Genomic DNA, 19,418 nt, shown 5'->3' with positions numbered 1-19,418 from the left:
ATCACCAGTCGAGCCCGACACTGCAACAACGCCCTTGTCCAGCACGGCCCTCGCGTCCAGTGCAGGCGTCGCCCCCTGCGCGACGCTCCCACTCGTGGCCCGCTCGCCTGGCGCGGCCGTCCCTTGCAGCTTGGCCGGTCCACTAGATGTGGCACTCTCACTCGAGATGGCCGCCGTGCCCGGGACAGCGCTCGCGCCCCTCGCGGTACTCCCACTGGGCACGGTTCTCTCGCGCTGCTCGGCCGACTCGCCGCGCGCGGCACCCTCATTCGACACAGCCTTCTCGCCCTGGGCGACCCTCTCGTTCAGCGCGGCCCTTTCACCAGGCGTAACCGTCTCGCCGGACACGGCACTGTCGCCCGGCACGGCCTTCTCATCCGGCGCCGCACGGTCGGCGCTCATCGCGCCTCCAGTGCGTAGCCGACGCCGTGGACGGTGCGGATCAGGTCGGCGCCTAGTTTGCGGCGCAGTGCTTTGACGTGGCTGTCGACGGCTCGGGTGCCTGCGGCGTCGGCCCAGTCCCAGACTTCTTCGAGGAGACGTTCGCGGGCCAAGACGACGCGAGGTCGGCGGGCGAGACGGGCGAGTAGGTCGAATTCGAGGGGAGTCAGTTGGGCTTCGACATCGGCGCGCCAGACTCGGCGTTGGTCGACGTCGATGCGGAGGTCGCCGACGATGATGGTGTCGCCGTCGCGGTCGGCGGCGCGGTCCATGCGGCGAAGCAGAGCGTGTACGCGGGCGGTGAGGACGCGCAGGGAGAACGGTTTGGTCAGGTAGTCGTCGGCGCCGACGCCGAGTCCGACGAGTTGGTCGGTCTCGTCGGTGCGTGCGGTGAGCATCAGGACCGGCACCGAACGTTCGGCTTGGATCCGCCGACAAACCTCGAGTCCGTCGAAGCCCGGCAACATCACGTCCAGGACCACCAGATCAGGTGTGAGCGCCGACGCGGCGGCCACCGCACTCGGCCCGTCGTGCGCCAGATCCACGGTGAACCCTTCGGCCCGCAACCGCGCCGCCACCGACTCCGCAATGGTCACTTCGTCATCGACCACCAGAATCCGCCGCGCCAGCTGTCCCCCAGCCGCTCCGCTCTGTTCCATGCCCGGAACCCTAGCCACCCCCTGTGGAGAGGTCCGGCACCAAATGTGGAGATTCCGTGTCGACGGGCCCCGATCCCGCCTATTCGCCGGATCATGCCGACCCGGTACCCGAGGACTCACCGGCAGGCAAATCCTCGTCGACGTAACGTTCGCGCGCGCTCGGATCGGTGAACCAGCGGTACACGGCACTGCGCGCCGGGCCGGCGTATCTCGTCTCGTCGCCGAGCAGGGCCACCGCGGGCGGTGTCTGCAGCAGCGTCTCCCCGAGCGCACCCATCACCTGCGCGGGTGTGTCCTGCAGTCGGTCCAGCACCCGCATCAGGCCCGGGCTGACGTGCTCGCCGCGCAGCGTGCGCTGTGGAATCCGGTGTCCCCCAAGCAGAAATAGGTGGTCACGCTCCTCGAGGGTGAGCCGCAGCCCGCGCGCGATAGCCGCCAGCATCTGCTGGGAGGGCTGCGGGCCGGTGCCGTGCTCGAGCCGCGCGTAGTAGTCGGCGGACATGTCGCACAGGTCGGCGACCTCCTCTCGGCGCAGTCCGCTGGTGCGTCGCCGCGCGCCGCGGCGCAGGCCGACGTCCTCCGGTTGCAGCACCGTGTGCAGCCCAATTCGCCTAGCCGACGGCAGAATCCGCGCACTCTCTCGGGATCAGCACCGACTCTAGGTCCCTATTCCGAGTGCAGATCCCGAGAGAGAGTGCAGATCCGGGGCGACACGTCCCGCAACCCGCAACGGATGGTGCTGATCGACGCCTCCCAGCCCCGTAGGCACCGAACCCACAGACCGCCCATACCCTTCACAGAGCGTTTACGTACAAACGCTGTGAGGGGTATGCAGGCTCTGTGAAACCCCCTCCCCACCAAGGGGTTTCAGCACGCCGGAGCCCTTGGGGCGCAACCACGGCTAGTTCACCCCGCGAAACCCATCCGTACACCCGCTGTGTCAGCCCCTCTATCCCCTGCTCGGTGTGCGTCTGGGGCGGAACAGCATCGAATGCCTTCCCGCACGCGATGCCAATCCGGGTCCGACGGCCAATCCGTTCAGAGGGTCGGGCGGGGCTCGTGGTCGATACCTTCATGCTCGGCTCCGCGACGGAATCGCAACAGACGCAGGGCGTTTGCGACGACCAGGAGGGTGGAGCCCTCGTGGATGAAGACGGCGGGGCCGATCGGGAGCCCGATCAGGGTGGCCGGGACCAGTGCCGCGACGATCAGCAGGGAGAAGGTCAGGTTCTGGCGGATGATGCGGGCGGTGCGGCGGCTCAGGTCCACCGCGAAGGGGAGACGGCCGATGTCGTCGACCATCAGGGCGATGTCGGCGGTTTCCAGGGCGACGGCGGAACCGCTTGCGCCCATGGCGATGCCGACCGAGGCGTTGACCATGGCGGGTGCGTCGTTGACGCCGTCGCCGACCATGGCGGTGCCGTTGCGGCCGCCGAGTTTGCCGATCATGGTGACCTTGTCCTCGGGCAGCAGACCGCCGTGCGCGGCGTCCAGGCCCATGTCGGCGGCGACGGCGTCGGCGACGCGCTGGTTGTCACCGGAGATGAGGACGATGTCGTCGATGCCGAGCTCGCGCAGGCGGGCGACGACCGGTGCCGCCTCGGCGCGCGGGATGTCCATCACGCCGACAACGCCCAGGTAGACGCCCGCGTGCCGGACGATCATCGTGGTGCGGCCGCGCTCGTGTAGCTCGTCGACGATCCGGATGATGTCGGTAGGGACGCCCTCGGGATCGAGTTCGTAGAACATGGTGCGGTTGCCGACCTCGGTGGCGCGACCCTCGACCAGGGCGGTGACGCCGCGACCGGTCACCGAGTTCACCGATGTCGCGGTCCGTTCGGCGCCCGCGGGCACTAGTTGCGCAAGGTCACGGGTGATCGCGCCGGCAAGTGGATGGTCGCTGTAGGACTCGACCGCGAACAGGGTGGCGATCAGTTCGTCACGCAGTTCCGGCCGGGCCGCGACGATATCGGTGACCTTCGGCTGTCCCCAGGTAAGCGTGCCGGTCTTGTCGAATGCCATCGACCGCACGCGGCCGAGCGTCTCCAGCGGTCCACCGCCCTTGGCGAGGACACCGGCCTGCGCGGCCCGCGCGATCCCGGCCAGCACCGCGCTCGGGGTGGCGATCGCCAGCGCACACGGGCTCGCGGCCACCAGCACCACCATGGCGCGATAGAAGCTGTCGGCGAACGGTTCCGACGCGGCGAACACGCCGAAGGCAAGCACACCGAGCACACCGGCCAGCACGACCGGCACATAGAACAGTTGGAAGCGGTCGATGAATCGCTGGGTGGGCGACTTCTGAGTATCGGCCTCGCGCACCATCGTGATGACCCGCGCCAGCATGCTGTCCGCGGCCCGACTGGTCACCAGCACATCCATCGCACCGGAGCCGTTCATCGTGCCCGCGAACACCCGATGTGTTTCCGGCACGGCTGTACTACTCGCCAACGCAGCGTCGGCGATCGGCGCCTTCTCCACCGGAATACTCTCACCCGTCACCGACGACTCGTCGACGCTACTCACACCGTCGACCACCACCCCATCCGCGGCAAGCCGCGAATTCGGCAGCACGACAACCACATCCCCGATCGCCAGCGCACCGACCTCCACCGCACGCACCACACCGTCGGGTCCACGCACCAATGCCGTATCCGGCGCAAGCTCGGCCAACGCCTCGATCGACCGCTGCGCCCGCCCCATCGCATACTCCTCAAGCGCGTGCCCGAGGCTGAACAGGAACAACAGCACCGACCCCTCGGCCCACTTCCCGACCATCGCCGCGCCCACCGCCGCGACCAGCATCAGGAAGTCGACCTCGAATCGACCCCGCCGCACGGTGGCGATCGCGGTGCGGATGGTGAAGTAGCCGCCGAAGAAGTAGGTCGCCGCGAACAACGCGATCGCCACCCACTCCGGCGCGGACACCAGGTACTTCGCCGTCATGCCGCCCGCATAGGTGACGCCGGAGGCGATCGCGAAGATCAGCTCCGACCGCTCCCCCAGCAGCGCGCCCCCATGCCCGTGCTCGCCTCGTCCCTCAGTAGTCATACCGACATAATATGCATAGATTGCCATGTATGCATAGATCCTGTTTCATCGGCACCGTGCCGAGTAGGCAGCCACCACCCTCCGCCGGTCTGGCGCGGCACTTCATCCCACCCACCTCTACATCGCGGCGTTGCGCGGCTACGCGGTCCTCATTGCCGATCACGAGAGCAGAAGGACCCGCCCGGTGAACGATTCGACAGACAAACCCATGGACGACGGCTCGGCATCATCGGCGCACTGCTCGCTATCCCGGTCGCCGCGACCGAACTGCTGTTGATCAGGGAGACCTATTCCCGCGCGTCGATCGGGTCACCGGCGAAAGCGACTACGCCGCAACGGCTTCGACTCGGGGAGCGACGAGCTGAGCACGCACTCCCCTGATGCGCGCCCCGCATCAGTCGGGCAGACACCGCTCCGGCGACAACCGCTGGCAAGCGGTCCCCTAGCATCGCGACCTGTGATCACCGTTGCCACGTGGAACGTGCTACACCGCATCCACGCCGAGAATTGGTACGAGGACGTCTCCAGCCGGTGGCCGGACGAGGCGGCCCGGATCGACGCGGTCACCGCGCGCGTGGCGGCGCGAACCGAGTGGGCGATCGCGCTGCAGGAGGTCAGCGGTGATCAATTGATCAGTCTGCGGGCCGCTTTACCCGGTCGGACGATCCACTCCATGCAGTACGTGCGCGTGCCGACCGCGCGCAGGCACGCCAGCGCGCTACGTGATCCGAGCGAGCACCTGGTGCTCATCGTCGAGGGGCCGAGCCGCGAGATCACCGCCGAGTCCTTCGCCGACGACCCTGGCAAGGGTGCGCTCGCGGTCAGGGCGGGCGGTGTTGTGCTGATCGCCACGCATGTGACCGGAGATCGGCGGCGCACGAAGCAGCTCGCGCGGTTGGCCGAAATGGCTTCCGTCACACCGGAATATCCGGCGGTGCTGCTCGGGGACTTCAATATCGACGGTGCGACGGTCGCGACGAGCCTCGGCGACGGATTCACTGTCGCGAACCTGGCGCCGAGCTCGCTGGCGACCCGCCCGCGTACCTCGGGCGCGAAGTCGCAGTTCATCGATCACGTGGTCGTGCGCGACGCGACCGTGCGCGAAGTGGTAGTCGAAGATTCAGGCGGCCTGTCCGACCACAATCTGGTCAACGCGACGATCGCGTTGTGACAATCACGCTTTCGTAGTCGCAGGTCAGCACATCGAGCGCGGTGCGCCAACCCCGCGATTCTGGTGTCTGCTGATAGCTGGCGGCGGCGATTAGGGTTCACCGGGGTGCCGAATCGGCATGCGGAGACCGGGGCGCGAGGGGGCCATGATGACACGATGCTCGGCGCCGCCTGCCCGCGATCAGTCCCCCGAAATAGGCGCCGCGCCGTCGATGTTCGGCACTACGACATCGATAAGCCAGTTCACGGGATCGACGGCTGGAATCACGTTGGCGGACGGTGGAATCACGCGCCCCGACAGCGAGGTCACGAACCTCGGCAACGGATCGATCCGCAGCGCGACCTCTTTCGTGCAACCGGCGGTCGCTGCCCACTCCGCCCATGACCGGCGCGACTTCGGCCGCCGATAGCGCACCAACAACTTCGATGCGAGCCGAACAGTAACGGCCGCACAGTAATTCGCGCCTCTCGGATCGACGGGGCGAGATACGAGGAGGAGCTATGTCCCGCAAGAGATTTGTGCACTTAACCACGCAAAAGAGCGTTGCGGCGGTCTTGTTGATACTGGCAGCGGTGATCCTCGCGCTCACCGGATGTTCGTCCAACAGCACCGATACGCCGTCTGCCACCAGGACACCTCTCGCGAGCGCTACCGCGAAGCCGTCAACGACCACCGGGCAACCGACACCCGGTAAACCGGCACCAGCACAACCAGCACCCGGGCCCGCGGCAGTCCAGCAAGGACCCCAGCCAGCCGGCGCACCCCAGACCCCGGTCGACGAATACGTGAAGTGCACCGACCGCATCAACTACGCAGGCGACCCCCGCGCGAACGCCGAAATCAACATCCTCGGCGAACAAACCGGCGTCTGCCCGGAACCGCAACAACCGCCCGCCGACAACTACGTCAAATGCACCGACCGCGTCAACTACGCAGGCGACCCCCGCGCCAATGCCGAAATCAACATCCTCGGCGAACAAACCGGCGTCTGCCCGGAACCGATCCGATCGACCTCCGCACCGGTCACCACCCCGGCCGCACCAACGGTCACCACATCGAACGCCCCGGCACCCACAACATCGACAGCACCGGCAACGTCGACCGTGGTCACGCCGACCCCATGATCGACACCGACGACACACGCTCCTCCACACCCACCGCCGCCGCGCCGGAATCCCTCCCGCAGCCCAACATTCGCAGCCAGCACAGGCCGTTGCCGCGATTTCGCCGCCGCCGACCTCCGGCCCGGCCGAGAATGCTCTTATGGTCGAGATCAGCCGCGGGGTAGGCACCGTGAACGGTATTCATATGCACTACCGCCGCGCCGGGTCAGGCCCGGCGCTGGTGTTGTTGCACGGCTGGCCGCAGACCGGCTATTGCTGGCGAAAGGTCCTGCCCGCCTTAGCCGAGCGGCACACCGTGATCGCTCCCGATCTGCGCGGCTACGGCTACACCGACAAGCCGACCACCGGTTACGACAAACGCAGCATGGCCTCCGACGTGGCCACGCTGATGGAATCGCTCGGCTTCACCTCCGCCGCCGTGGTCGGACACGACCGCGGCGCGCGGGTCGCCCACCGCTGGGCGCTGGATCGCCCGGATCAGGTCACCAAGCTCGCCGTGCTCGACATCATTCCCACCAGGGAGACCTGGCGCCGGATGGATGCCGCGCTCGGCCGCCGCTACTTCCATTGGCTGTTCCACCTGCAGCCGGATCTGCCCGAACGCCTTGTCGGCCATGACATTCCCGGCTACCTGCGTTACTTCTTCGAGACCTGGACCGTCAACCGGCACGGCCTGCCCGGCGAGGCCATCGACGAATACATCCGCGCCTTCAGCACTCCCGGCGCATTGCGGGCAGGCTTCGACGACTACCGCGCCGCCGCGGTCGACGCCGAACACGACGCCACCTCCGCCGGTCACCGGCTCACCATGCCGATGCTCGCGCTCTGGGGTTCGGCCAGCTTCCTCGAAACGATTCCGGTGCTGGAGGTTTGGCGTGACTATGCCGAGAACGTAAGCGGGGCTGCCATCCCCGACTGCGGCCATTTCATCGCCGAGGAACGGCCCGAGGCCCTGCTGACTCATCTCAATGAATTCCTCTGAGGCGTCAGCCTATTCAGCACACAGTGCGTGATCGACCAGTGCGGTCGCCGCACGCTCCTGCTCGAATCCCTTGCTGCGCATGAAGTCGTCGCCTACCGCGAGGGCCGTGGACATCGATACGACGACACTGCGACGCCCGTCCTCGGTCACGCCGGTGTCGGTGATGTATCCCTCCTGGCCGCCGTTGTGCATCCAGTAGGTGCCCCCGCAGGACAGGGGCACGGAGAACAGGCCGAGCCCGTCGCGAATGCCGGGCCAGATCTGCCCGACCACGCCCTCGACCGGCACCGTGGTGCGCATCAGCGCCAACTGCTCGGGCCGTAACAGTTTCCCGCCCAACAGACTTCGATAGAAGGTGCCGATATCGGCGGTGGTGGAGAGAAGGCCGCCGGAGGCATCGGCGTCCACCACCTCGGTGACGTCGGTCAGCGGCCCGTCGAGTTCGTACTGCTGGTAGGCCTTGGCGTGTGGCGCCGGCAGCGTAGGCGAATCGCCGGGCCAGCGGGTGTCGCGTAGCCCGAGCGGTTCGAGGATCCGTGACCGGACCTCCTCGTACCAAGGGCGTTCGCTCACCTTGTCGATGATCATGCCGAGCAGCACGTATCCGGCGTTGGCGTAGGACCAGCCGCTGCCGGGCGCGAAATCGGGAGCGTTCCGCATAGCCGCCGCCACCGTCTGTTCCGGAGTCCGCACCTGGTAACGGAATCGGTAATAGTTTTCCGGAGTGTCGAAGTCGGGCAGGGTGTCGCGAATTCCGCTGGCGTGCTGGAGAAGTTGCCTGACGGTGATCTTATTGCCGTCGTTTCCGTTGTCGCGCACCATGTCCGGCAGCCACTGCTGCACAGTGTCATCCAACGTGAGTCGACCCTCGCCGACCAACATGAGGACCACGGTCGCGACCAGCGACTTCGTGACGCTGCCGATCCGGAAGAAGCCGTTCGGCGAAACCGGTTCCGCCGCTGCGATATCCGACTTGCCAGCCACGGCCACCCGGTCGCCACCACCGTCCACGACCCGCGCCTGCACACCGGTCACCCCGATAGCCGTGATGGCCTCGACATCTCGCTGCAAGCTGTTCTCGCCGGGCGCCGAGCCGCATCCGGCCAACGCCACGACCAGCGCGAGTGCCACCGCGTACCGCATGATCTCTCCTATCGATCTCAGCGGAATCTAGCGGCGCGTCGCGCTCACCTACATCACTCCATGGAGCTAACCGGCCTCCCCCTGCGGGACTATCCGGTCCGCGAACCACCGTTGTTGCACTTGACCCAAGATCTGATCACGGAACGGTTATCGACCCGTCGAGAGACCGACCAGTCTGAAATGATCAGGCCACCGCTCGTCCGAACGAACGCTCGTGACCTGCTACATCCCCGGGATGAAGGGTGCGACATGGTCGCTCTGGGCCGGTTAGGAATTCGACTCGCGCTCTGCGCTGTCGCGATGACATTCGCCGCCGTCGGCATACCGGGGGTCGCGACGGCCGTGCCGCTCGCGTCGCTCGGCGGCGGTTCCGGGATCCTGCTCGGACGCGGCGTCTGCACGCTGACCACCATCGGATACGACCGCGCGGACCGGCTGGTCGGGCTCACCGCAGGACACTGCACCGAAGTAGGCATGTCGGTGCGGGCCGAGCGGGCACCGGACGCAGGCGTCGTCGGCACCGTCGCGGCGGTCGACCACTACGACGACTACGCGGTGCTCGAATTCGATCGAACCAAGGTCACACCGGTCCGCCAGGTGGCCGCGACCACGATCGGCGGCATCGGCACGCCACCGCAGCAGGGCGACGTGGTGTGCAAGAACGGTCGGACCTCCGGATACAACTGCGGCGTCGTATGGGACACGCATCGCTGGTGGTTCCAGAACCAATCCTGCTCGCAGCCAGGCGATTCCGGCGGACCGGTCACCATCGGCGATCGACTGGTCGGCATGAACGTCGGGCACATCGGCCTGCGACTGGTCGGCGTCACCGTGTTCGACATGGTGTGCCATCCGCCCATCGCACCGCTGCACGATCCGGCCGTGGCGACCCAGATCGGCATGGTGCTCGACGACATCGATCAAGGCGGCGGCGTCGGGTCGGGATTCCGGCCGCTCTGAGCGCATGCGACGATGAGCCGAAAAGCGGGGCGCCGGTAGGGCATTCCGTGCGACGCACACCACAGGAGCTCGACGTGGAGCCGACCCGGGGACACTCGTTCGCCCGTTTCGTCGCCCTAGGTGACAGTCAGACCGAAGGGATCGGCGATCCCGACGGCAACGGCGGATACCGAGGTTGGGCCGACCGATTCGCCACCCTGCTCGCCGCCGCTGACCCCGCGCTGCACTACGCCAACCTCGCCGTGCGCGGCCGTCGCGCCGCCGAGATCCGCGCCGAACAGCTCGAGCCGGCCCTCGCACTGAAACCGGACCTCGCCACCGTCGTGGCAGGCATGAACGACGTCATCCGGCCCCGCTTCGACCGAGACGCACTGCTCGCCGACATCGAGACCATGTTCACCGCACTCACCGCGATCGGCACCAAGGTCGTGACGTTCACCTTCCCCGACATCGGCGCCGTCGCCCCCTTCGCCCGCCCACTGTCCGCGCGAGTACGCACCCTCAACGCCGACCTTCGCGCGCTCGCCGCACGCAACGGTGTCACCCTCGTCGACTTCGAACCTGTCGTCGCGGCCACCCACCCGGTCGCATGGGACGAAGACCGGCTACACCTCAGCCCGACCGGCCACGACATCGTCGCCCGCGCCCTCGCCGCCGCCCTCGAAGTCCCCGGCGCCGACGACACCTGGCGCGAACCCTTACCACCGGTCGACCGATCCGTCGCCCAGACGGTCGCAATAGAGTTCCGCTGGACCGTCCACTATCTGATGCCATGGATCGGACGCCGACTTCGCGGAGCTTCCTCCGGTACCGGCCAGGAAGCCAAACGACCAGAGCTGCTACCTGTGCTGGCGTAATCCACAGCGCGCATCAGCGTGGGGGGGTAGGGCAGCCGAGCCGCGTGGCACGAGCCAGGCCGTGCGTTCAGGGCGCGGGGACTAACGGTCGAGAAGGCTTCTCCGGCCCGGCACATGCTCTGGCGCGAATCGCGAGTTGGAACGGCCGGACGCCGACGGAAGCGGCCGCGCGCGTAAGCGGGCAGGTGTGCTGTGACCGGCGGCGCATGACCTGGGTAACTTCGCAAACCGGTGCGATCGGGCACTACGACCGGAAGTAGTATGGCGCGGTGCGAACATCGGCGGAGGCTACGGCGCGACTGCGTGGCGCGTTCGTCGGATCTGCGTCCGGTGCGGTGAGCATCGCGGCGCACGCCCTCGGCGGGGGCGATGTCTCCCCCGGTCAGTCCTCGATCGCCTTGTTGATCGCCGCCTGCACGATTGTCGGCGTGGTTGTCAGCGCGCGGCGGACTCGTTTCGGGGTCGCCGAAGTGATGGTGCTGCTGACGATCGGCCAGGCGGTCGGCCATGTCGCGTTGACCATGTCCCCCGGCCACCACCACACCACCGGCATGACCTCGATCATGCTCGCGGCCCACCTCGCCGCCATCCCGGTCGGCGCACTACTCATCCGTGGCGCCGAAATCGGTTTCGGCCGAGCAATATCCGCCGCGAATCGCGCCGCGCGAGTGCTCGGCACCCGCCCAGCGGCCACCTTCGTATTCCAATACGCCGTTCCCATCGGCCCCCTGGCTGCGCCGCGGCGCCTGCTGTTCAGCTCCGGATCCGGGCTGCGCGGGCCACCGCCCCGACACTGAGCCACGTTCCCGCCTACCGCGAGCAGCGCCCAATGCGCTGTCGCAGAGCGCATTCCCGCCCAACTGTGAGATATGCCGGTACCGAACGCCAGACGACCAGCTACTGATCGATCCCGCCAAGAGTCAAGGACGGGCACCGATTTCAACTGCTGATCAGGTCTATCGCGCTGAGTTTCTGCGACTTCGACCGCACCGCCGCAGGTTTCCGCGCGGCAGCAGCTGTGAAGGCGCGAGGACTCGGGCCTCGCGGCTGGCCCATCGGCGGGCTGACAATGCGGCGTCGATCAGGCGCAACTAGCGCCAACGAGCACTCACCACACGCGCTCGGATCACGATCACCGGCACGGCGGATCAAGGCAGACAGTTCGAGCAAGACCGACGAGAGTCGGCTCGAGCCCAGCGGCACGGCGGCCGAGCGGCACGGCGGCACGGCGGCACAGTCGACTGCGGCAACGGTCAGCGGACCGAAGCGGCGTGTTACGGGCGCGGCGGGTCGGGCGTATCAGTCAGCTCGACAAGGCCATTGATGCGATCTGGGCGGGCGACAGGCGGCAGTCCGCAGACAGCGCCGGTGCGGCAACTCGCGACGAGACAACACATTTCCCATGATCGGAGATTTCTATGCTTACCTTCACCACCACTTCAGCACCCAGCGCGCGCCGCGTGACGCGTGTACTGCGCGGCGCCGCAGTAGCTTTGGCTGTTCCGCTGCTTCTCGTCGCCTGCTCGTCCAACGACAAGGCCGAGTCCAAAGCCGCCGACTCGGTCACGATCAAAGATCAGTGGGTGAAGGCGGCGGATGGTGATATGTCGGCGGCGTTCGGTGAGTTGAGCAATGCGGGTGACACGGCGCGGACCGTGGTGTCGGCGTCGAGTCCCGCGTCGAGCCGAGTCGAACTGCACGAAGTGGTTGCGGATGCGAGTGGGACCAAGACGATGCGGCCCAAGGCGGGCGGGTTCGTGATTCCGGCGCACGGGAAGGCCGAGTTGCGGCCGGGTGGTGACCACATCATGTTCATGGGGCTCACCGGTCCGCTGCGCACGGGCACCGAAACGCCGGTCACGCTCACCTTCGACGACGGGTCGACGACCACGTTCACCGCGCAGGTGCGTGACTTCTCCGGCAACCAGGAGAACTACGCGCCCGATCACGCGAGCGGTGCGCAGACACCGGCGCACGGTGGCTGAGACCAGCCCGGGACGCCTCAACCGGCGGCGCCTGCTCGGTGGCGGTGCCGCCGCAGTGGGCGCCGCGGGCATCGGTTGGGGCGCGGTCGCCATGACCGCCCGCGACGACACATCGCGGACGTCGGTGACCGAACCGTTCTACGGCACACACCAATCCGGAATCGCGACCAGCCCGCAGTCACAGGCGGCCTTCGTCGCGTTCGATCTGAAACCGAACGTCACCAGGGACGATCTCATCGGCATCCTGAAGATCTGGACCGGCGACGCCGCCCGCCTCACCCAGGGCCGCCCAGCCTTGGCCGACACGGAACCGGAACTGGCACAACGCCCCGCTCGACTGACCATCACCGTCGGCCTCGGCCCTTCGGTGTTCACCACGGCAGCCCTCGAGCACCGCCGCCCGTCCTGGCTTCGGCCACTGCCGCCGTTCGCCATCGATCGACTCGAATCAGCTTGGCGCGACGGCGATCTGCTGGTACAGGTCTGCGCGGACGAGGCGACCACGGTGTCACACGCGGTACGCGTGCTGTGCCGGAGTGTGTCGTCACTGGTCACGGTGCGCTGGGTGCAGCGCGGGTTCCGCAACGCCGAACCCGGCCGGACGCCACGCAATCTGATGGGCCAAGTCGACGGCACGGTGAACATCGCCCCTGGCCCCGATTTCGATCGGCTGGTGTGGGACAACGGCTCCGCGCAACCCTGGCTCGCCGGCGGCACCTCCTGCGTGCTGCGCCGAATCGCGATGACCTTGGACACCTGGGACGAAATCGACCAGGAGGGAAGGGAACTCACCGTCGGCCGTACCGTCGCCAACGGTGCCCCACTGACCGGCACCGCCGAGTTCGACGAGCCGGATTTCGCGGCTGTCGACGCCAACGGCATCACGATCATCCCGCAGTCCTCCCACATCGCCCGCGCGCATCACACGCACGACGGCGAGCGATTCCTGCGCCGCGGCTACAACTATGACGACGCCCCGGCACCGGGCCGGATCTCGAATTCGGGCCTGCTCTTCGCCGCCTACCAGCGCGACGTAGACGCCCAATTCTTGCCGGTCCAACAGCGACTCGCGGAGTTCGACGCCCTCAACGTGTGGACGACGCCGATCGGCTCGGCGGTGTTCGTCATCCCACCGGGAGTACCGGCGCCGGGCGGATACCTCGGGCAGTCACTGTTCGAATCATGATGGTTCCGATGCCGATACGAGCGTCGGCATCGGAACCGCCGATCCCGCAGTCGCGCCGGGCCACCCGGCCAGACGGATCCCGGCAAACACGCGGCGGCCGCCGCGCCGAATCGACGCGGCGGCCGCGGGCCGAGCGAATCTGTCAGATACCGGTTGCGCCGTGAATCGTCTTGGCGTCCTTGCGAATCCCGAACGCCAGGATGACCTCCATGATGCCGAGCACGACCAACCACACGCCGACCACGATCGCCAGCGTCGCCACCGACGTCAACGGCCAGGCGATCAACACGATGCCCGCGATCACGGTGATCAGACCGAAGAACACCGCCAGCCAGCGGCCGGGCACGGCAGGCTCGGACACCGCGATCACCAACGCGGACACGCCACGGAACAGCCAGCCGATCCCGATCCAAATCGCCAGCAGCAGAATCGAAGTCAGCTCGTCACGGAAACAGAAGACGCCGATCGCGATGGACAGCACGCCACTGATGAAGGCCAGCACCCGCATGCCGGTGCTGGCCGGTGCGCCGAACGCGGCCATCAGTTGCAGAAAACCGCTGACCACCAGGTAGATACCGAACAGGACGCCCGCCGCCAAAAGAGTGACGCCGGGCCAGGCGAGAATGATCACGCCGAGGATCACCGAGAGTAAGCCGGTGACCAGAACGGTTTGCCACGCACTGCGGGCAAGAGACTGCAAAGGACCCTCGAGCACGCTGTTTGTCGTCATAATTCGATGCTATGCCCTTGCCACTAGAGTTTCCTGGACATTTGCCCACGCAACTCGCAAGTCCAGTGGGCTTACCCACCGAATTATCCGCCTGTCCGGCGGCTGTTGTCCGGTTAAGCGACGGATTCGCCGGCGGCCGACACACCTGATTTCGCCGCCGCCGGGGCAACGATATTGACCATCCAGGTGACGCCGAACCGGTCCTGGCACAGGCCGAACTCGTCGCCCCACATCTGCTTCTCCAGCGGCACCGACACCGTGCCCGCCTCCGACAACCGATCCCAGTAACCATGCAGCTCGCTCGCGTCCTCGCCGCTGAGGCTGATCGAAATGCTGCTTCCCGGTTTGTATTCCATGCCGGGCGGGGTGTCCGCGGCCATCAACGTGAAGCCGCTCGGGGTCTCCAGGATGCCGTGCATGACCAGGTCCGCGCCGGGCGCCTCCTGGTCACTGAACTCGCTGAAGGCGCTGATGGTCAGGGTGCCGCCGAACACGTCGCGGTAGAACTCCAGAGCTGCGCGGGCCGTGTCGCCGAAACTGAGGTACGGGTTGAGCCGGGAGGTCATGACACGAGGTTAGTGCGCCAAAGCACAGCGGGCGATCGCTAGCGGGGTTTATCGCCGGTTTGGCTCGGGTAGTCATCCCTAAGTGACTCTCGTCGTGTACACCCATGGGTGAAGCGGGTGGGTCGGAATCGTGAGTCTCGGGTGGCTAGGAGAAGAGGGTGGCGGTTGTACTCGTGCTGCAGGCGCGGGGCCTTGGTGATCTACTTACCGGGGTCCCGGCGCTCCGTGCGTTACGCCGCGCCAAGCCCAACGACCGCATCGTGCTCGCCGCGCCGCACCGGCTGAAGCCGATCGTCGACCTGATCGCCTCGGTGGACGCGATGGTGCCGACCGCCGAACTCGGCGGACTGCGCTGGGACGCGCCCGGCCCGCAACTCGCCGTCAACCTGCACGGGCCGAGCACCGAAAGCATTGTGCAACTGGAGAAGACGGAACCGGGACGGATCCTCAGCTACCGCAATCCGGCGTTCCCCGAACTGGACGGTCCGGAGTGGCAGAGCGACATGCACCACGTGGACCGCTGGTGTCACCTGCTCGAGTCCGACGGGATCGTCGCGGATCGACGCAACCTCGGCCTGGTGCCGCCGGTGTCGACCACGAGCCACCGCGATTGCGTCGTGGTGCACGTCGGCGCGGGCGCGCCGGCCCGTCGCTGGCCGCCGGATCGGTTCGCCGCGGTCGTGCGGCACCTGCTGGTACTCGGTCGCGAGGTGGTGCTCACCGGGGATGAATACGAGCGCGAGATCGCGCTGAGCATCGCCGCGCGGGCAGGCCTGCCGATCGGCCGGGTTCTCGCCGGGGAGCAGAACCTGATCGAACTGGCCGCCACCGTCGCCGAGGCGGGGCTCGTGATCAGCGGCGACACCGGCGTCGCACACCTGGCCACCGCGTTCGGCACCCGCACCGTCCAGATCTTCGGCCCGACCCCGCCGCGCTGGGGCGGACCACCTCCGCACCTGCTGAATCGGCACATCGTTCTCTGGGCCGGTCAGCTCGGCGACCCCTACGCGGACACGCCCGACCCCGGCCTGCTGCGGATCGGCGTCACCGAGGTCATCAACGCCGTGGACAAGCAGCTCAACAAGCGCAACTGGCCCGGCACCGGCACCCAACCCCGCCGCACCCCTTATCGTCGCGTCGGCTGACGGTTCCACCCGCCGTCAGCAGGCCCGCACAACCACATCACCGACACCCGCCTGGTCTTCGCAGACTAGGCGGGCTCCTCGCATATCCACCCAACGTTTGCTGGGTCCGGCGACACCAAGCAATGCGCTGGGCGCGCTAGAGGCTGCTGTCCGTGCGGGCGGTTTGCAGCGCGGCGGAGTAGGCGGCGAGGGCGCTGGGCCAGAACTGGTCCAGGTAGTCGCGGGCGTCGCTGAGGCCGCGGGGGTCGAGGGAGTAGAGGCGGCGGTTGCCGTCCGGCCGCATCATCACCAGGCGGGCTTCGCGTAGGACGCGCAGGTGCTGGGAGACGGCGGAGCTGGTTACGCCGGTGAGTTCCGCGAGTTCGCCGACCGCGCGCGGGGCCTGCGGGAGCGCCTCGAAGATCGCGCGGCGGGTCGGGTCGGATAACGCCATGAGGGCGCGAACTCCATTAGTCGCCACTGAAATAGTGTGATCAACGAGCGACCATTTGGTCAACTCCACGCAATACGGAATTCCCCCAGGTGAACACGCGAGGCGCGCGCTGGCGTTACACACTTGTAATACGCGAACTGGGCTTTTCTGCCGCTGTGACGGTAACCACACGATTGCGGAACAGGTATGACCCTCCCGTACGTTCGTTCCATGCCCGTGACCGTTCCGTTATCTTCCCGTCGGGGCGCGACCCGGACTCGACGCCACCGTGCCGCCACCCGCGCGGTGGCCGTGTCCGCGGTCGTCAGCGCCTCGCTCGGCGTCCTCGCCGCCGCCGACCAGCAATCGACCGCCGATCAGCTCACCGCAGGCAAGCTCACCGCCGACGTGGCACCGCAGGCCATGTTCACCGCGTTCACCCCGCGCGAAGCGCAGATGCCGCAGACCGTGCCGGACAACGTCGTGTGGGAGCAGCACCGCCTCGCCGTCGAAGCCGCCCGCCCCAAGACCGTTCGCCCCATCGCGGGCGTGCTGACCTCCACCTTCGGCGTGCGCTGGGGCGCACTGCACGCGGGCCTCGACCTGGCCGACCCGATCGGCACGCCGATCGGCGCGGTCACCGACGGCGTCGTGATCGAGGCCGGACCGGCCAGCGGCTTCGGCATGTGGGTGCGGGTGCAGCAGGACGACGGCACCATCGGCATCTACGGCCACGTCAACGACATCCTGGCCACCGTCGGCCAGCAGGTCCGCGCGGGCGACATCATCGCCACCGTCGGCAACCGCGGCTTCTCCACCGGCCCGCACCTGCACTACGAGATCCACCTGCCCAGCGGCGAGCCCATCGACCCGCTCCCCTGGCTCGCCGGCCGCGGCATCGACATCCAGGGCAACACACCGTAATCCAGTGGGCTTCGCGAGTCGATGAGGGGCTCGCGAACGACCACCACGCCCAACGCCCCGGACCTACACGTGTCAACACGTACACGTCCGAGGCGTTCGCGCGTTGCCGCACTGGAAGGCCGCTGCCGCGCACATCGCATCCTGCCGCGCACCGAATCGTTGACTACTTCGTACGCGGCACGACAAACCTTGCGCGGCAGGCTATCCCGGACCGCTGGCCAGCCGGAAGGTGCACTGCGAGATAGGTTATTTGCCGACCTGGTCTACGCGGGTGCCGTCGAGCCATGGATTGAGGTCGGCTAGGAATGGGGTGTCGCCGAGGCGGTCGAGGTCATCGAGGAAGGCCGTGGTGGTGCGGGCGGCTGCGGCGGTGGTGCCCGCGGAGATGAATCCGGCTTGCTCGCGGTCCAGGCCGCGGGACAAGGACTTGTCGGTGCCGAAGTAGATGGCGCGCTTGGCTTCTGCGATGGCGATCGGGTTTCGGGTGGCCAATCTAGCTGCGGTGGCCTGGGTTTCGGCGAGGAGCTCGTCTTCGGGCACCAGTCGATGCACCAGACCGAGTCGGTATCCCTCCTGCGCCGACAGTGGTGCGCCTTCGAGGGTTACCTCAATGGCCTTGGCGGCGCCCAAGAGTCGCGACAGGCGCTGGGTTCCGCCGCCACCGGGGATCAGGTTGGCGAGGGTCTCGATCTGACCGAGTTTGACGTGGTCGGCGTCCGCTGCGTACCGCAGATCGCAGGAGAGCGCGATCTCGTGGCCGCCGCCGAGTGCGGGGCCGTTGATCGCCGCCAAATACACCACGCCAGAGCGGTTCATCCGCAACGTGGTCTTCTTCCAGCGGTGCCCCCACACCAGTCCGGCGCCGAGCCCACCACCGAAACGTTCCGCCAGTCGCGTCGCGCCAGGCACCCGCATCGCCACATCACCGATTCGCAGAAACGGTGCCGCGACCCGAGCCGGGATGAACGGATGCGGCAGCTCGACCATGCCGATGAGTGCGCGCGGGTCCGCGTGGGTGAGGAACCGGCCGGGCAGCCCACCGGTGATCACGACCGCGCCCACAGTGTCGTCGGCGTCGACCGCGGCGGTCAGCGTGTCCAGGTCGCGAACGAACTCGGGGGTGGCGAAGTTGAGCGGCGGTGCGACGACCCGTGCCGTCAGCACCCGCCCGTCCTGCACCGATTGGATGGTCTCCAGGGAGAGATCGACGGCGGACATCGGCGGCTCCTTCGATGCGCATGACAACGGCGGGTGCACGAGAATGCTTCGGCGCAAACCTGATTCACCCGAATCCGGTTCCCTACTATGGGGTCCACCATAGTAGGTGTGTCAAGAGGTACCACCCACTCGACTGCGGGCTCCGGACCTATTCGGTTCGGGTGACCGCCGGGATCAAGTCGCGCAGTTCGCCGACGACATGGTCGAGCGGCGTGATGTCACGCTGGGCCCGACACAAGGCGATCGCACCCTCGAACGCGGCGACGGTGAGGGTGGCGAGACTGCGCGCGCGAGGCTCGGAAATGCCGTCTCGGATAAGCATTTCGGCGAGGGCACGTTCCCAGCGAGCGAAAACGTCGGCGGCGGCGCGCGCGAATTCCGGTGCATCGTCGTTCGTTTCGACCGCGACGGCGAATACCGGGCAGCCCGCACGGAATTCGCTGTCGAGCAAGGTGCGCCGCCACATCGCGGCGAACTTGTCGAGTGCGGTCACCGGGTCGTTGTCGGCGGTCAACCGTTCGATGAACTCGGACATGAAGGCCCCGATCGTGACGACTGCGTCATTGATCAGCTCGGTTCGCCCACCGGGAAAATGGTGATACACCGATCCACGCGGCGCGCCGGTAGTACTGAGCACCCGATCCACACTCGTCGCGCTGGCACCGTGCACCCGCAACGACTCGATCGCCCCCTCGATCATCCGCCGCCGCGCATCACCCGGACGCGGCCGTACAGAATCGTCACTACGCGCTCGGCGTGTCCCTGCCATATCACCATGTTATGGCATATGCCATAAGCATAACGCAACGCCAGGTCAGCGAGCCGTCCAGCGCCTGGCCCGGGTGATCACGAGCCCCACCGACG

Annotated in this window: 18 protein-coding genes and 1 pseudogene; 10 read left to right on the top strand and 9 right to left on the bottom strand. The window is 67.4% G+C overall.

Annotation, left to right across the window (positions count from 1 at the left end; translation table 11 throughout):
- Positions 1–398: 398 nt before the first annotated feature.
- The 3 genes and pseudogenes from ACIBK2_RS24080 to ACIBK2_RS24070 form a co-directional block, all read right to left on the bottom strand.
- Positions 399–1,100, bottom strand: coding sequence for a response regulator (locus tag ACIBK2_RS24080; RefSeq protein WP_396970015.1), 702 nt, complete (start codon positions 1,098–1,100; stop codon positions 399–401).
- 130 nt (positions 1,101–1,230) lie between these two features.
- Positions 1,231–1,728: pseudogene (locus ACIBK2_RS24075) on the bottom strand (helix-turn-helix domain-containing protein); the annotation flags it as partial.
- Between the two features lie 410 nt (positions 1,729–2,138).
- Complete coding sequence (locus ACIBK2_RS24070; RefSeq protein WP_396970013.1) at positions 2,139–4,151, bottom strand: heavy metal translocating P-type ATPase; 2,013 nt, start codon at positions 4,149–4,151, stop codon at positions 2,139–2,141.
- A gap of 457 nt (positions 4,152–4,608) precedes the next feature.
- On the opposite strand from ACIBK2_RS24070, the gene ACIBK2_RS24065 reads away from it, so the two are divergent.
- From ACIBK2_RS24065 to ACIBK2_RS24055, 3 genes are all read left to right on the top strand, one after another.
- A complete protein-coding gene (locus tag ACIBK2_RS24065) occupies positions 4,609–5,322 on the top strand; it encodes an endonuclease/exonuclease/phosphatase family protein (protein ID WP_396970011.1) in 714 nt (237 codons plus the stop codon).
- A gap of 500 nt (positions 5,323–5,822) precedes the next feature.
- Entirely contained in the window at positions 5,823–6,446 is a 624-nt protein-coding gene (locus ACIBK2_RS24060; RefSeq protein ID WP_396970009.1) for a hypothetical protein, read from the top strand.
- A gap of 139 nt (positions 6,447–6,585) precedes the next feature.
- Positions 6,586–7,428 (top strand): alpha/beta fold hydrolase, encoded by an 843-nt coding sequence (locus tag ACIBK2_RS24055; RefSeq protein ID WP_396970007.1) that lies wholly within the window; start codon positions 6,586–6,588, stop codon positions 7,426–7,428.
- A gap of 9 nt (positions 7,429–7,437) precedes the next feature.
- On the opposite strand, the gene ACIBK2_RS24050 is transcribed toward ACIBK2_RS24055, so the two are convergent.
- Positions 7,438–8,571 (bottom strand): serine hydrolase domain-containing protein, encoded by a 1,134-nt coding sequence (locus ACIBK2_RS24050; RefSeq protein WP_396970005.1) that lies wholly within the window; start codon positions 8,569–8,571, stop codon positions 7,438–7,440.
- A 300-nt stretch (positions 8,572–8,871) separates the two neighbouring features.
- Here ACIBK2_RS24050 and ACIBK2_RS24045 point away from each other — a divergent pair, with 300 nt between their 5' ends.
- From ACIBK2_RS24045 to ACIBK2_RS24025, 5 genes are all read left to right on the top strand, one after another.
- Positions 8,872–9,531, top strand: coding sequence for a hypothetical protein (locus ACIBK2_RS24045; RefSeq protein WP_396970003.1), 660 nt, complete (start codon positions 8,872–8,874; stop codon positions 9,529–9,531).
- A gap of 74 nt (positions 9,532–9,605) precedes the next feature.
- A complete protein-coding gene (locus ACIBK2_RS24040; protein ID WP_396970001.1) occupies positions 9,606–10,388 on the top strand; it encodes an SGNH/GDSL hydrolase family protein in 783 nt (260 codons plus the stop codon).
- A 269-nt stretch (positions 10,389–10,657) separates the two neighbouring features.
- On the top strand, positions 10,658–11,185 hold the full coding sequence (locus ACIBK2_RS24035; protein WP_396969999.1) for a hypothetical protein: 528 nt from the start codon (positions 10,658–10,660) through the stop codon (positions 11,183–11,185).
- A gap of 621 nt (positions 11,186–11,806) precedes the next feature.
- A complete protein-coding gene (locus ACIBK2_RS24030; RefSeq protein ID WP_396969998.1) occupies positions 11,807–12,373 on the top strand; it encodes a copper chaperone PCu(A)C in 567 nt (188 codons plus the stop codon).
- The gene (locus ACIBK2_RS24025; protein WP_396969996.1) at positions 12,366–13,559 is read left to right on the top strand and encodes a Dyp-type peroxidase; all 1,194 of its coding nucleotides are present in this window, start codon (positions 12,366–12,368) and stop codon (positions 13,557–13,559) included. Before ACIBK2_RS24030 ends, ACIBK2_RS24025 begins: the two co-directional genes overlap by 8 nt.
- A 142-nt stretch (positions 13,560–13,701) precedes the next feature.
- Here ACIBK2_RS24025 and ACIBK2_RS24020 read toward each other — a convergent pair whose 3' ends face one another.
- Together ACIBK2_RS24020 and ACIBK2_RS24015 are read right to left on the bottom strand one after the other, a co-directional pair.
- Complete coding sequence (locus ACIBK2_RS24020) at positions 13,702–14,289, bottom strand: HdeD family acid-resistance protein (RefSeq protein WP_396969994.1); 588 nt, start codon at positions 14,287–14,289, stop codon at positions 13,702–13,704.
- A gap of 113 nt (positions 14,290–14,402) precedes the next feature.
- On the bottom strand, positions 14,403–14,855 hold the full coding sequence (locus ACIBK2_RS24015; RefSeq protein ID WP_396969992.1) for a VOC family protein: 453 nt from the start codon (positions 14,853–14,855) through the stop codon (positions 14,403–14,405).
- 158 nt (positions 14,856–15,013) lie between these two features.
- Between ACIBK2_RS24015 and ACIBK2_RS24010 the strand changes: the two genes are divergently transcribed.
- Positions 15,014–16,000 carry a glycosyltransferase family 9 protein gene (locus ACIBK2_RS24010; RefSeq protein ID WP_396969990.1) on the top strand — a complete coding sequence of 329 codons (987 nt, stop codon included), beginning with the start codon at positions 15,014–15,016 and terminating at the stop codon, positions 15,998–16,000.
- A 136-nt stretch (positions 16,001–16,136) separates the two neighbouring features.
- Here the strand turns inward: ACIBK2_RS24010 and ACIBK2_RS24005 are convergent, their stop codons facing one another.
- Positions 16,137–16,433 carry a metalloregulator ArsR/SmtB family transcription factor gene (locus ACIBK2_RS24005; protein ID WP_357388978.1) on the bottom strand — a complete coding sequence of 99 codons (297 nt, stop codon included), beginning with the start codon at positions 16,431–16,433 and terminating at the stop codon, positions 16,137–16,139.
- Between the two features lie 210 nt (positions 16,434–16,643).
- On the opposite strand from ACIBK2_RS24005, the gene ACIBK2_RS24000 reads away from it, so the two are divergent.
- Positions 16,644–17,336 carry a M23 family metallopeptidase gene (locus ACIBK2_RS24000; RefSeq protein WP_396969988.1) on the top strand — a complete coding sequence of 231 codons (693 nt, stop codon included), beginning with the start codon at positions 16,644–16,646 and terminating at the stop codon, positions 17,334–17,336.
- Between the two features lie 246 nt (positions 17,337–17,582).
- On the opposite strand, the gene ACIBK2_RS23995 is transcribed toward ACIBK2_RS24000, so the two are convergent.
- Both ACIBK2_RS23995 and ACIBK2_RS23990 read right to left on the bottom strand, forming a co-directional pair.
- Entirely contained in the window at positions 17,583–18,554 is a 972-nt protein-coding gene (locus tag ACIBK2_RS23995) for an enoyl-CoA hydratase/isomerase family protein (protein WP_396969986.1), read from the bottom strand.
- A gap of 148 nt (positions 18,555–18,702) precedes the next feature.
- A complete protein-coding gene (locus ACIBK2_RS23990) occupies positions 18,703–19,323 on the bottom strand; it encodes a TetR/AcrR family transcriptional regulator (protein ID WP_396969984.1) in 621 nt (206 codons plus the stop codon).
- Between the last annotated feature and the right edge of the window lie 95 nt (positions 19,324–19,418).

The sequence above is a fragment of the Nocardia sp. NPDC050175 genome (assembly GCF_044459885.1).
GTDB lineage: Bacteria > Actinomycetota > Actinomycetes > Mycobacteriales > Mycobacteriaceae > Nocardia.
Note: the sequence above shows the minus strand (reverse complement) of the source record. Positions and strands in the feature narration are given on the sequence as shown.